The organism is Streptomyces canus 299MFChir4.1 (assembly GCF_000383615.1).
Taxonomy (GTDB): Bacteria; Actinomycetota; Actinomycetes; order Streptomycetales; family Streptomycetaceae; genus Streptomyces; species Streptomyces canus_C.
Window position 1 is genome coordinate 205288 of record NZ_KB911582.1, and the last position, 13296, is coordinate 218583.

7 protein-coding genes are annotated in these 13296 nt (G+C 67.5%); 5 read left to right on the forward strand and 2 right to left on the reverse strand.

All coding sequences use genetic code 11. The features are described 5' to 3' along the window. The first annotated feature begins 152 nt into the window (after positions 1-152). Both H293_RS0100910 and H293_RS0100915 read left to right on the forward strand, forming a co-directional pair. Positions 153-983 carry a helix-turn-helix domain-containing protein gene (locus H293_RS0100910; RefSeq protein WP_020116001.1) on the forward strand — a complete coding sequence of 277 codons (831 nt, stop codon included), beginning with the start codon at positions 153-155 and terminating at the stop codon, positions 981-983. Next, positions 980-1168, forward strand: coding sequence for a DUF397 domain-containing protein (locus H293_RS0100915; protein WP_020116002.1), 189 nt, complete (start codon positions 980-982; stop codon positions 1166-1168). Before H293_RS0100910 ends, H293_RS0100915 begins: the two co-directional genes overlap by 4 nt. A 68-nt stretch (positions 1169-1236) precedes the next feature. Here H293_RS0100915 and pglX read toward each other — a convergent pair whose 3' ends face one another. Continuing rightward, a complete protein-coding gene (gene pglX, locus H293_RS0100920; RefSeq protein WP_051138049.1) occupies positions 1237-5001 on the reverse strand; it encodes a BREX-2 system adenine-specific DNA-methyltransferase PglX in 3765 nt (1254 codons plus the stop codon). A 146-nt stretch (positions 5002-5147) separates the two neighbouring features. On the opposite strand from pglX, the gene H293_RS0100925 reads away from it, so the two are divergent. The 3 genes from H293_RS0100925 to H293_RS0100935 are packed head-to-tail and all read left to right on the forward strand — an operon-like array spanning position 5148 to position 8594. Further along, positions 5148-5720, forward strand: coding sequence for a hypothetical protein (locus tag H293_RS0100925; protein WP_259294401.1), 573 nt, complete (start codon positions 5148-5150; stop codon positions 5718-5720). Positions 5721-5772: 52 nt separating this feature from the next. Next, positions 5773-7125 carry a KGGVGR-motif variant AAA ATPase gene (locus H293_RS0100930; RefSeq protein ID WP_020116005.1) on the forward strand — a complete coding sequence of 451 codons (1353 nt, stop codon included), beginning with the start codon at positions 5773-5775 and terminating at the stop codon, positions 7123-7125. After that, positions 7122-8594 (forward strand): hypothetical protein, encoded by a 1473-nt coding sequence (locus H293_RS0100935; RefSeq protein WP_020116006.1) that lies wholly within the window; start codon positions 7122-7124, stop codon positions 8592-8594. The genes H293_RS0100930 and H293_RS0100935 overlap by 4 nt, the downstream gene beginning before the upstream one ends. A 44-nt stretch (positions 8595-8638) precedes the next feature. Here H293_RS0100935 and pglW read toward each other — a convergent pair whose 3' ends face one another. After that, complete coding sequence (gene pglW / locus H293_RS0100940; protein ID WP_020116007.1) at positions 8639-13027, reverse strand: BREX system serine/threonine kinase PglW; 4389 nt, start codon at positions 13025-13027, stop codon at positions 8639-8641. Positions 13028-13296 lie beyond the last annotated feature (269 nt).

Here is a 13296-nt window from a genome sequence, read left to right on the forward strand (position 1 = left end):
CGGTCCAGCGTCGTGGGAGGGAGAGCGCCTCAACAGGCACGACACTGGTACAGCCGCGGCTGGGTGGGTTCACTGAGTGGACAGGGTGGGTGACGCCTCGTAACCATGAGTGGGTTGATGTCCCGGTGGGGTACGTGGGAGGTGGGCCGGGCGTGTTGGACGGCGTCGCGAGCAGTGAACCGGAAGTGTCGGACGGCCTCAAGAGCTTCGGCGCGGTCCTGAAGGCGTTGCGGGAGGAAGCGGGGCTGACACAGGAGGAGTTCGCGCCGCTGGTGCGCTACTCGGTACATGCGGTGGCCAAGCTGGAGCAGGGGAAACGGTTCCCGTCGGGGAGGTTTATCGAGCGGGCGGGGGTGGTCCTTGAGGCGCCGAGGGTACTCAAGGCGGCGGCCCGGCATCTGACGCGGAGGCAGGGGCTGGCGTCGTGGTTCGTGCAGTGGGCGGGGATCGAGGAGGAGGCGATCTCGCTGTACGCGTACGAGTGCCGGGCTATTCCTGGGTTGTTACAGCCGGAGGCGTACGCGCGGGCGGTCTTCCTCAACAGTTTGCCTCCGCTGACTGATGAACAACTTGAACGGCAGGTCGAGGCACGGCTCGGACGACAGCGCATCCTGTCCGAGAAGCAGAACGTCGCCTTCAGCTTCATCATCGAGCAGGCGCTGCTCGAACGCCGGACAGGCGGTGACGAAGTTACCGGCATCCTCATCGACTACTTGCTCAAGCAGACCGAACTCCGCAACGTTCAGCTTCAGATCATGCCTCTGCGCCAGGAGGATCACGCGGGTCTCGACGGCCCCATGTACCTGGCGGAGTCTCCGGAGAACCAGTGGTTCGGCTACTTCGAGGGCCAGCAGGGAAGTGCCCTCATCACCAGCTCGAAAGACACCAGCGCCCTCCTTCAGCGCTATGGCAAGATGCGGTCGCAGGCCCTCAGCCACGAGGCGACCGTGGGCCTGTTGAAGGAGATGCGAGGAGCGCTATGAGCACCACCGAGCTGACTTGGTTCAAGAGCAGCTACAGCGGGACACAGGGCGACAACTGTGTTGAGGTCGCCATGGCCGGAGCCGTCCACGTCCGCGACTCCAAGCAGAAAGAGGGCGAAGAGCTTGCCCTCTCACCGACCGCTTGGTCGAAGTTCGTCGGCTATGCGACTGACGCCCGAGTCTGAATCAGCCCCAATGTCAGTGGGGACGCCTGGAGTTAACGGATCCGGTCGCCCCCACTGTTGCGTTTTGCCTACTCGATGTCGAGGGCGGGCTGCTCCGGAGCACTCGCCTTCTTCGAAGCGGCAGCCTTACGCCCCCGCGTCCGCTTCACTGGCCGCCAGGCCTTGAGTTCCGTCGCGCTGAGCCGATGCTTGCCCAGCTGCTCGTCGAGGAATGCATCGCAGTCCTCCGCCGGCACGGACTCCCACTCGGCGTCGTACTCACCATGCCACTGCCGCACCCAGGGCATGACCTCATACAGCCCGGCAAGCAACGGGGTGAGCCGCTCGGTGTCCCAACCGCTCTGCTCCGTCCGATCCTCGATGAGATTGATGAGTGCTTGGGCCTGATCCTTGTGATCCCACCCGGCCCACCCGAGCAGCACGGTCGGGTCGGCGTCGGGCCCAGCTTCCAGATAGGAGATGAACCGCTCCTTGGGCACGTCGAGTTTGCCGCGGTTAGACCAGTAGGAGGATTTGAGGAAGTCGGCGGACGAATACTTCGGCGGTACGGGGACAGCGAGCTGCTGCCCGGTCCGGTCCTCCTCCCGTTGCTTCTCCCAGACGTCTTCCCAATCCTCACGCTTACGGAGGCCGGAGTCCTTGTACCGCATGGCGGCGAGGAACGGCACATGCTCGTCGGAGACGACATCGGCGAGCACCTGCCCGAGCGGGAGGTCGGGCTTGTTGAGGTGATCGGAGGCGTACAGCGCGGCAACGGCGTTGAAGTCGGGATCGGAACTCAGTGCATCCGCAAGCTGGTTGACGGTAAGCGGACGAGGCTGCTTCACACCCTCACGCAGGCTGAACCACAGCGCGGGATCCTCACACCGGTCCAGCAACCAGGTGCGCAGGGCGGCCTTCTCCTTCTTCTCCCAGGGCTCGACGGACCACCGCCGCTTGCATTCGGGCCGTTCGATGAGCCCAATATCCTTGCGCCGCTCGATGATGTCGATACGGGCCTGCACGATGTCTCGGTACCAATCGGGCCAGTAGCGTGGAATCTCGGTGATGGGCGTCGACCCGTGTCGCTCGAACCACGCGGTGTCGACCTCACCACGCGCACGCTTCCGCGCCAGCACCATCTCGAACGCCCGCTCCCCAAGGTGCACTTCGGGCACGATATCGGGCTCGGGCTCCGGCGCGGTGGTCCGCGCCAGGTCGGCCTCAGACAGCAGTCCGTATAGACCGTACACCTGCCAGTCCAGCTCTTCCTGGAGGGCAATCATGCGCTGGCGGATGCGGATGCTCTCGATGTGAGCGTCGTCAAGAACTTCGCGAGTAGGGGCGCTCGCCTCGCGGACAGCGGAGACTTCGCATTCGGCCAACTCCTGGGCCAGGGTGTCAAGTACGCGTCCGATGTGGAGCGGCAGTCGCTCAGGCAGCGGGAACTCCTGAAGCTTCGTTCCCGTGAACTCAAAAAATCGCTCCCACCCGGCACTAGTAATGCCCCCTCCCTCTCCACGGTTCCCCTTGTCGTGGCACACCTGCTTCATCCAGAAACAACCGGTCGAAGAGTTGAGCACACCCATCAGCTTCAGGTGCTCATCCTCTCCCGCTCCTTCTGGCAGCTTGATCACTGGCGCTGACTGCTTGAATACATTCCCGCCCCGGTCTAGCACGAAGTGATTGTGAGTCGCGACAAACGCAAAGATAATCGACAACGGCGTCCGCAGTTTGCTCGGGTACAGCTCCTGCCACTCATACCAAGACATGCCACGTTCCAACATCGGCACACCAAAACGCCGCCTATGAGAGATGGCCGTTCGATAGATCGAGAGAACCCGTGCGGTGGTCCCGATATCCGCCAGAGAGAGCGTCTCGAAATCTTCGCCATACACCCAGATCGCGTCCACCTCACTCCGCGCCGTGAAATCCCGGATTACGTCACCCGTAATCATCGGCCTCGTCTGCACTACGGCCAAGCGTCTTGCGGCACCGTCCGTAGGTAGCAGAAATAGGTCATCCTCTCCCGTCACAGAGCTAATACCAGCGGACTCCGCGATGGCACCAAGTTTCCGCACGGCGACCCTCTCAAGTCGCTCTAGCAGTTCACCCGCTCCGCCACCGCTCACCGACCAGGGATGTGCACCAAAGCTGCCAGCCGAGGCATCCTCCACCGACACCCACTCCGACTCGCTCCCGGGCTTGCCCACTTGCTCAACAATCGCCCGCCAAACAGCCGCCTCTGCCGGAACGTCGGGCTGTGATGGCTCCCCTCTAACACCCAGCACCGCCCGAACAGCCCGCTCAGGGTTCGGCACCCGATTCCGCCCCACTAGAATCACGGTCGGCGTCCCATGTCCAGGAATAAACGCTCCCGACGTGTCGATCACATGCGATAGCTCAATCCGCTCGCGGAAGACAACCTCGATGAGCTTCTTGCCGAACTCCCGTTTCATGAAGGAATTCGAGGTGATCTGACCCACGAAGCCACCACCACCCCGACTGCCACCCATGCCCTTCACAGCCAACTCGAACAATCTCTGCGCGAACGGAACAGACAAGGCATACTTCCCCGAGCAAGCGTCATACGCCGCCCGATAATTCTCGTTCTCCTGCTTGTCCTTCACGGTGATGTAAGGCGGATTCCCCACCACAACGTGATACGACCCCCGCCCCAGCAGATCCACCCGCCGAGCGAACTCCCCCACATCCTCCGTAGAGTAAACAAAGGCGCCCCCACCCTCAGAGCCGTCCCCCTCCACCTCAGCAAACAACGTACCCAAGTCCGTCTGAATACCCGCCGCATCCCGCCCATGCAGCAACGAATCCCCCACCGCCACATTGATGGGAAACACCGGCGCATCCGCCAACCGCTCGGCCCCCGCAGCCCGAATAGCCGCAACCAGCAGCCGGAACCGAGCGATACTCACCGCAAACGGATTCTTGTCGCACCCGTGGACGGACTCCAGAGCCCTCCGCACCACCGACCACTCGTCCGCGCCCGGCTCCGCCTCCCGCCACTTCTCGACGAGCCGCTCGAAGATCCCCAGTAGAAAGTGCCCTGACCCGCACGCAGGGTCGATCGTCCGCAGCCCCCGTCGCTCAACGCCCCCCGGCCCCTCCACCATGGGATCCAGCCCGAACTCCGCGATGGCCGGCTCCAGCGTCAGATCGAGGATGAACTCCTCGACGAACTCCGGCGTCTGCAACAGGGCGTACGTCTTCCGGGCATGGTCGCTCAGGTCCTGGTACAGGTCACCAAGGAACCGCGTATCCCAGTCCAGATACGAGAAGTCGTAAACGATCCGTCCGTCCGCATCCCACCGCCGCCAGAACCGCAACATATCCGTCGCGGTCTCATAGCTCGGCATCAGCTCCCACAGCGGATTGTGCGCCTGGTCGAAGAGACCGGCCACCGTCTCATGGGCCCCCGCAAGATACTCGAACGCCTCAATCAACCAGTCCCGGTCGTTGTGATCAGGATGCTCCCGGAAGTGCGCCTCATGCCGCTCCTCCGCCTCAACCAACCGCTCCCCCGGCCCGGCGATGAACGGTGCCTCGATCAGCTCGTGATCCTCACAGAACCGTACGAAGACACAGGCCAGCACCCACGCAACGGCAGCCTGAGTCACCCGCTCGTCCCGCCACGCGCCGTACGTCGCCGCCGTACGCTGCGCCTCCCGGGCCCGCCGGTACTCGGATTCCAGCCGGACTCGGTACTCGTCCTCGGACTCACTGCGCGCACGCAGATCGTCCTCAAGAACAACGACCTGCCGCCGCAGATCCTTCAGCAGCGCCGCCTGGTCCAGCCCCGCCCGCGCATCCTGGCCCGTGACCGTCACTCTTCGCATCCCTCTCGCAGCACCACGTCACCCACCGCACATCGCTATACGGTTTCGCATCCCAATCCTGCCAGCACCGTCGACCGCAACAGATCCCGCAGGAGTCATCGCAAAGTACTCTCATCTGCCATGATCACGCCGCTAAGGTGATCACCGTGACGGCTCAGACACCTCCTCCGGTCCCGGCGGCCCCGAACACACCCACGGCCCCGGCACCCGCGGCCTCCACGCCGGCACCCGCACCCGCCCACCAGCACGCTTTCTTAGAGGTGGGCCGCTGCCACTACGACGCGGCAACGCAACTCGCCAAGTCGCCCCCGCTCTTCGGCTCCGCCGACCATCTCGCCGGGATCGCCGCGGAGTGCGCCATCAAGGCGATGCTCCTCGACTTCTTCGGTTCCGTACAGGACACCCCGCTCGGGATTCCCTACAGCCCGACGATCAGGAACAGACCGACACAGAGCCAGAGACAGGCGGACAAGGCCTGGAAGGAATCCCAGCACGGTCACCTGCCGTATGTGTGGGACCAACTCCTCCTTCTCGCCAACGGCCACCATGGCGCCACCGTGCTCGCCCAGCTCCCCCAGCAGAATCCCTTCCGCGAATCCGCCGACGAGTGGGACGTGGCCCACCGTTACCGTGACAGCGGCCAGATATCTGAGCAGCGCGTGAAACGTCACCTCGCCGCGGCCCGTACCGTCATCGCCGCCTACCAACAGGCGAAGTAGCCCAAGCAGAAGCAGAAGACGCAGCCGAAGTGGAAAAGCAGGCGCCCACCCCATGAACCCCACCCGATTCGACGCCGCGTGGACCGCTGCCCTGGGCCACGCCCACCGAGCCGCCGAGACCGGCAGGGACACCGTCCTCGTACGCGACCTGTTCGGACGCGCGTCGCTCCTCCTCGACGACGAGGACGAGCCGATGTCGGCCGAGGAACTGGCGTCGCTCGCGGAGGAGTTCCGACGCGACACCCAGGCCTTCGCAGGCGCCCAACCCGTCCAGGCCGCGTCCACGATGTTCGCACCGGAGATGTTCTTCGCCTCGCCCGAACTCATCGTGCAGGACGGGGGCGAGCCGGGAAGCCGCGGCCGGGTCGCCGTACTCGAACGGACCGTCGTGGGCGCAGACTGGGCCCGGGAGACCGCACCGGGCGCTTCGCCGCAGCCCGAGGTGCGAGAGCGGCGCGTCGCTCTGTACGGGTTCAAGGGCGGCGTCGGGCGCTCCACCGCCACGGCCGTCCTCGCCCGACACTTCGCCGAGAAGGGCCGCTGCGTCCTCGTCGTCGACCTCGACCTGGAGTCCCCGGGAGTCTCCTCGCTCCTGCACAGCTTCGACGAACTACCCGATCACGGCATTGTCGACCACCTGGTCGAAGCCGGCGTCGGCAACGCCGAAGGGCTGGACCTCGTCACCCAGAGCTCTTTCTTCGTGCCCTCCCAGGGCAATGGCGAGATCTGGCTGGCACCCGCCGGAGGCCGCCCCCGCGGCGACTACGACTACCTCGCGAAGCTGAACCGCATCTACAGCGACCTCCCGCCCGCCGAACCGGGCGGCGCACCCAAGCCGTTCTGCGTGCGGCTGGAGGAGGCCATCGCCGCCTGCGAGGCGCAGGTGGCCGGGATTTCGCGGCAGCCAGACGTGGTCCTGCTCGACAGCCGGGCCGGCATTCACGACATCGCCGCCGTCACCCTCACCCAGCTCAGCGGGCTCTCCCTGCTCTTCGCGGTCGACAACCCGTCCACCTGGTACGGCTACGGCATGCTGCTCTCCCAGTGGAAGCAGCACCCGGACCGAGCCGTCGACCTGCGCGAGCGCCTCCGTATCGTGGCCGCCATGTTCCGGTCCGCCGGGGACATACAGCGCCTGCACAAGCTCCGCGACAACGCCCAGAAGATGTTCGCCGACACGCTCTACGACGACGCGGAGGGCGCGGACCTGGAGGCGTACCACCCGGCCCTGGAGGACGACCAGGCCCCGCACACGCCCATCCCGATCCTCTTCAGCCACGACCTGATCGGCCTCGACCCGCTCCAAGACCGCGACTGGCCCGAACTGCCCTTCGTGGAGGCCGCGTACAAGAGGTTCCTCAAAGAGGTCGAACAACTCGTCTTCCCGAGCGAGGAGCTGTCATGACGGACGCGCTGTCCACCGACGAGTACCGGACACTGCTCGCCACCGCCCCCGGCAGCGCCTTCGACGCCGACACCGTGAGCCCCGACGTCACACGGCTTTTCACTCCGTCGAGCCACCGACGCGCGCTGGACCCCGACGTGACGGTGGTGCGCGGCGCACGCGGCTCCGGTAAGACCGTGTGGACCAAGGTTCTGAGCGACGACCGGATGCGCGAGATCGCGGCGGCCTCGTACATGATGCCCCGGCTGGAACGGATGACGGTCGCCACGGGCCACGCGAAGGGCGGCGAGCCCAACCTGCACCACCCCAGCAAGAACGTCATCAGCAGGCTGCTGGAGGATCCCCGAGTCACACCTCAGCACCTCTGGTCCGCCGTCGTCCTGACGGGACTCCAGGCCCCGGAGATCCTGCGCATCGAAGGCTGGGACAAGCGCGTCCGCTGGGTCGCCGACCACATGGAGTCCTACGAACGCGCCCTGTGGACGATCGACCAGGAGGCCCGCAAGAGCGGCCGTACCCGCCTGCTGATCTTCGACGCCCTGGAGCACCTCCACAACGACCGACAGCTCGTCGACCGCCTGGTGTCCGGCCTCTTCGAGGTGGCACTCGACCTCCGCATGAGCACCAGCGCGATCCGGGCGAAGATCTTCGTCCGTCCGGACATGTACGAAAGCGCCCCCATGCACTTCCCCGACGCCTCGAAACTGGGCGCAAACGCGACCGACCTGACCTGGACCACGGAGAACCTGTACGGCCTGCTCTACCACCAGCTCGGCAATCACCCGAGTCCCGAGGCGGAGAAGTTCCGGGCGTGGACCGGCAGTTGGAACAGGGAGGGCGAAGGCCGGTTCATCGCCCCCGTCGACGTCATCGCCACTCCGAAGCGCCAGCACGATCTGTTCGTCACGATGGCCGGCCAGTACATGGGCACGAGCCACCGCCGCGGCCACACGTACACCTGGCTTCCCAACCACCTTCAGGACGGCCGGGGCCAGGTGAGCCCGCGCACCCTGCTGCAGGCCGTCTCCACTGCGGCGACAATCACCCGGGACCGGCATCCTACGCACGAGCACGCCCTCCACTACGACGCCATCCGGGCGTCCGTGAGTACCGCTTCCCAGATCCGCGTGGACGAGATCACGGAGGACATTCGCTGGGCCGCGGTCGCCGTCGAGCAACTACGGGGCGGCCAGGTGCCGATGCAGCCGTCCGTGGTCCTCGCCTACTGGCGGGACGCCTCCCTCACCGGGAAACTGCGCGAGGTCCTGGCGAACGGCTCGCAGGGCAGCGGCCCCGAGGACGTCGACAACCACCGTGAGCTGATCGACGAGTTGGAAAGGCTCGGCGTGATGACACGACGTGCGGCGGGCGCCACCGACCTGCGCGACTACGCGGTCGACATCCCCGACGTCTACCGCCTGGCCTTCGGCATCGGCCGCAAGGGCGGCGTTTCCAGGCGCGCCCACTGACGACCGGCTGGGCCCTGCGCTCGCCCTTGGTGGTGGGCGCGGGTCTAGGCCGCCGCCACTGCCACCGCCGCCAGGAAGTCGCCGTCGAGGTACGCCCGTTCCCCGTCCCCGCCGATCACCTCGACCGTCCGCCCGTCCAGGTGCGGGACCTGCGTCCGCGTGTCCACGGGGCAGAGCAGCCACAGCCCATGCGGGTCGTCGGCCGGTCGGCGGGCCGCCGTCTGCAGCCGGACCAGGAGGTCGTGGCCGCCCTCGGCCCAGTACCGGGCGAGCAGTCCCGCGTCATGCAGGAAGAGGACCGTACGCGGCGCCGCGGCCCGCTCCAGCAGGACGGCCTCCAGGCGCACCCACACCGCACGTACGAACGAGGCGAGCCCCCGTTTGATCTGCCCTGGCGCGGAGCTCGCATCGGCGCGCAGGACCTTCTCCCAGTCCTGCCCCTTCGCCGCCGCCAGCGCACGGAACTCGGCGAGGAACTCCCGCCCCAGGTCGACACCTTCGACGGGGAACGCCGCGGCCACCGCCTCGGCCGCACCCGGCAGCCGGCTGCCCTTCACCGTCAGCGCGAGGAAGCCACCACGCTGCACGCTGGACGCGAGCCTGGCACGGGTGGCGGCATGCGGATCCCCGTCCACCTCCGCGACCGCCGGGACGCCGCGCCCGGGTGACAGGTAGCTGGTGCCCGTCCCGGTGGACGTCCACTGGCCGACCGACTCCAGGGCCGGCGGGAAGAACCGCTCCAGCTTGGTGTCGTACCGAAGCTCGAAGCGCGCCTCCCTGAGGGGGTCCTCCAGCTCGACGTACGTCGGCTCCCGCTCCCCGGAGAGGGCGTCGAGCACCGGGAAGCGGGCACGCAGCCTCGCCAGCAGCTCGGCGACGGTGATGCCACGGTCCCGTCGTACCCCCGCCCCCGCCTGCGAGACCCGCAGGGCGCGGTCCAGGCTGAGGTCACGCGGATACAGCTCAAGACGGGGAGTGACCTCGGTCCCGACTGCGACTGCGGCTGCGAGGGCTACCAGCCGAGTGTCCGCGAGCGGTGCGAAGCCCTCCGGGGCGGGCACCGCACGCAGGTCGCGGATCACCGCAGCCCGCCCCGGCAGCGGCTCCTGACGCGCCAGACGCTCCGCCTCCGTCCCCAACTCGGCCGCATAGTCGGCCAGTTCGCGGGGGCTGGGGTCGTCTGTCCCGGGCAGCGACTCCCCCGCGATCAGTACGGTGTCGCCTCGCCGGTGCACGGCCAGTCGCGGCTCGTGCTGCTCCGCGCCCTCGCCGTCCCACAACTCGGCCTCGGTGGCGGCCCGTACGACGGCCAGCGCCCTCGCGAGCGTGCGTTCGGGCGTGTCGTCGCCCGCACCGTGCCGGACGCGCAGCTCGGCTGCGGCCTCCTGGGCGGTCATGACCCGCCCGGCCGCCGTCACGATCTCGACGAGCTCGTCGCGCACCCGCCCCAGCCAGTCCGCCTCGGCCCACTGCTTGATTTCGATGCGGTGATGACGGGAGACCGGTGGCTGCTTGATCTTGAGATGGTCGGCGATGCGTGCCTGGACCGGCCAGGGGCCCAACGGCGACAGCCCGCCCTCCTCGGGCGGCAGGCCCAGCGTGAGCCGGACCACGGGCGCACGGTGGGAACCCTTGCGACCAGGCTCAGGGGTGAGCCGGGCGGCCATGTCGTCTATCGACAGGACCAGCGGCCCGTCCGGCTCGGAATCGCCGTCCGTACGCGCGGCCGGCAAAGCCGGTCGGACATCAGCGCCACTGGGCTGCCGAAGCGCGACCGCCCACTGCTTGCGACGCCGATTGAGCTCCTTGCGTACCAGCGCCCCAGCGCCCCGCGCCTTCGAGATCGCGTACGGCTGGACGTTGAGCAGCTCCCCCACGTTGGTGGCGCCCAGCCCGTGCGCCACGGACACGGCACGGGGCGACAGGCCTGCGGCCTCCAGCAGGGTCTCGGCGTCCGCGGCCTCCGCGGCGGCGTCGCGGGCCTCCTCGGCGTCCTCGGCCTGAGTACCGACCGTGGCGGGGGTGGTGGCCGGCTTAGTCGCGTCGGCCGCCCGGAACACCTCGCGCCACTCGTCGTGCATCTGCCGCAGCGTGTCGAAGCGTTGCTCGGTGTCGCGGTGCAGCGCCCGTCGGAAGAAGGACGTGAGGCCGTCATTGAGAGCTGGCTCGAACAGCTCTGACGCGACGTACAGTTCGGCAGACTCGTTGGTGAGCGGGTCCACCTGTCCGTCGCCCCACATGGGGCGCTCTCCGCCGGCCATCTCGTGCAGGGTGACGGCCGCCGCGTACCGCTCGGCGTGGTCGTCGTAGTACGGCCGGCGCATGGAGCCGAGGAACGGGTCCAGGTAGCCGCGCGTGCCCGCCTTGATGTCACGCTCCGAGGCGTCGGCGAGGGAGAAGTCGAACAGCTTCAGACGCCAGATCCGGTCCTTGCTGTGGTGGATGCCGAAGTTGTCGGGCTTCAGGTCACGGTGCAGGACTCCGTTGGCGGCCAGCTGGTCCATCGCCCTGAACAGGTCATCGCCGAAGCGCTCCAGCTCGTGGTACGTCAGCTTGCCCTTGCCCCGCAGCCGGGCGCCCAGGGACTGCTCACCTGCATACTCGAGCTGCAGGACGGTCCGTCCAGCGATCTCGCGCAGCCCCTCGCCCCGCAGCTGCACGATCGCGCCGCCGCCGACCTCCTTGAGGACGCCCGCCTCGGCACGCAGCCGTTCCGCCTTCTGCTCGTCCAGCGCGACCTTGAAGACCCACTCGTCGATCTGTACGTCGCCGTCCTCGTCCTCGACCGCGCGCTCCACGAGAAGGGCGCGGGCCGTGGCGCCGGTGCCGAGGACACGCCGTACGGACCATTCCGTGTCGAGCGACTGGCCGGGCAGTGCCTCCAGCGGGTCGACGCCGATGGCGGTGGGTGCCTCGGGCAGCACGCTGGCGCGCTCCGCCCTGTCCAGCAGGTCGAGGAACTCTTCGGCGGAGCCGAGGCGTTCGTTGACGTCGGAGCGGGTCGCCTTGAAGACCAGCTCGTCGAGCGCGTCCGAGAAGCCGTCGGCGACCGCGTACAGATGCAGGCCCGAGTCGGTGCGCAGGCGCTCGCTCAGGGCACTTCGCTGGGTGGCGGGAGGCTGACCGGTGAGGATCAGGTACGCGACCGCGCCGAGCCCGAACATGTCCAGGTCGGCCGGATCGGCGTACGGCTGGTCGGTCTCGGGGGCGAGATAGAGGCGGGCCGCGTCCTCGATCAGAGCCGCGTCGAGCGCCGAACCGCCGATGGACCGGAAGAAGGTGGCATTGCTGTCGAAGTCTCGGGCCGCTGTCTGCCAGTCGGTGATGCGCAGTTCGGGGCGCGTCCCGTCGGAGCGGAAGGAGACGTAGACGGAACTGGCCGCCAGGGCCCGGTGGTAGAGGGCGCGATTGTGCGCGTAGCGGACCGCTTCGGCGAGCTGCCGTACGAGGTCGAGGCGGATCTCGGGGGTGAGCTTGCCACCGTAGGTCGCCAGGTACTGGTCGAGGCGCAGGTCCGTGTGCTTGTGGCGGAAGAGGATCGCCGGCCCGCCCTGGTGCTCCCGGATCTCGACGGCCTCGACGATCCCGCGGTGCGTGATGCCCTGGAGTACCTGGTACTCACGGCGGGCCGCGCGATCGGTCGACTTCTTCGCCGCCTCAGTGGCCATGTGGCCGACCAGGTAAATGCGGACGCGGCCCTCCTCCTGCACAAGTCCGTCGTCGCGCGTTGCCAGGCGGTCCTCCCAGGACTGCCCGCGGTCCAGGGGATGCGGCTGCAGTTTCCAGGCGTCGCCGAACCGGAGATGGGCCGTGGACTGCTGCACGCCGATGGCCTTCAGCAGACGCGGCAGCGCGTCCCGAGAGAAGTCGGGCGTGATGCGACGGTCGGGGCGGTCCGGCGGCAGCCCGAGGAAGTCCTGCCAGATGCGCTTCAGACCGGTGGGGCGGTCGTCGCGCCCGTAAACCTTGACTCTTTGGACATCGTCAAGATGGCTCTCGAGGTCCGGAGCCGAGAGGAAGATCGCCGGTTCCACACGCGGCACCGACCGTTCCGGGATGCCCAGCTTGCGCGCCGCCCACAGGAGCCTGCTCTTGAGGTCCTTCGACTTGGCGTCGTTGAAGTGGAGTGGGTTGTTGATCGTCCGGGTGCGGTCGGAACCTCGGAAGTTCCAGGTCGATCCGCTGTTCTCCAGTCGCCCTGGATGGCTCTTGATCTCGACGAGGTAGAGGCCAGCCGGCACCGCGATCAGCAGGTCGCACTCGTTGATACGGCCCGACTGCGCGGTGAAGGAGAACGTGGCCCAGGCCCGATACGGCTCAGCGGCCGGCATCAGGCGACGTACGTGGTCGAGAGCGTCCTGCTCCCAGGGGTACGGGGAGGGCCGGTCCTGGAACCATTGCTGCACCGGACGCGGCGGTGCCGGCTTGGGCACCGGGCGCGGGCCTCCTGCCGTCACCGTTCGACCTCCGCTGTCTCCTCACGCCCTTCCGGGCCAAAATCCCTGGTCGACCTTACCGCGCCCCACTGACAGGCAGCATCCGTTTGGCTTGCTCCCAAGGTGGACGGGCAGGCGGCGGCCGTCGAAGACGGTGTCCGCTCCCACTGCCTGCGGGGAAGACCGTCTGGACCGGTCTCAACCTCTAACTCCAATCGGATGCCGGGCCGTTGGCCCGATCGGGGGTGTGCCCTGTGAGATAGGCT

Excerpts from the sequence above, each read along its gene's own strand:
- H293_RS0100930 (WP_020116005.1), top strand. The coding sequence starts at position 5,773 with ATGAACCCCACCCGATTCGACGCCGCGTGGACCGCTGCCCTGGGCCAC.
- H293_RS0100915 (WP_020116002.1), top strand. The coding sequence starts at position 980 with ATGAGCACCACCGAGCTGACTTGGTTCAAGAGCAGCTACAGCGGGACA.
- H293_RS0100935 (WP_020116006.1), top strand. The coding sequence starts at position 7,122 with ATGACGGACGCGCTGTCCACCGACGAGTACCGGACACTGCTCGCCACC.
- pglX (WP_051138049.1), bottom strand. The coding sequence starts at position 5,001 with ATGCGAAGAGTGACGGTCACGGGCCAGGATGCGCGGGCGGGGCTGGAC.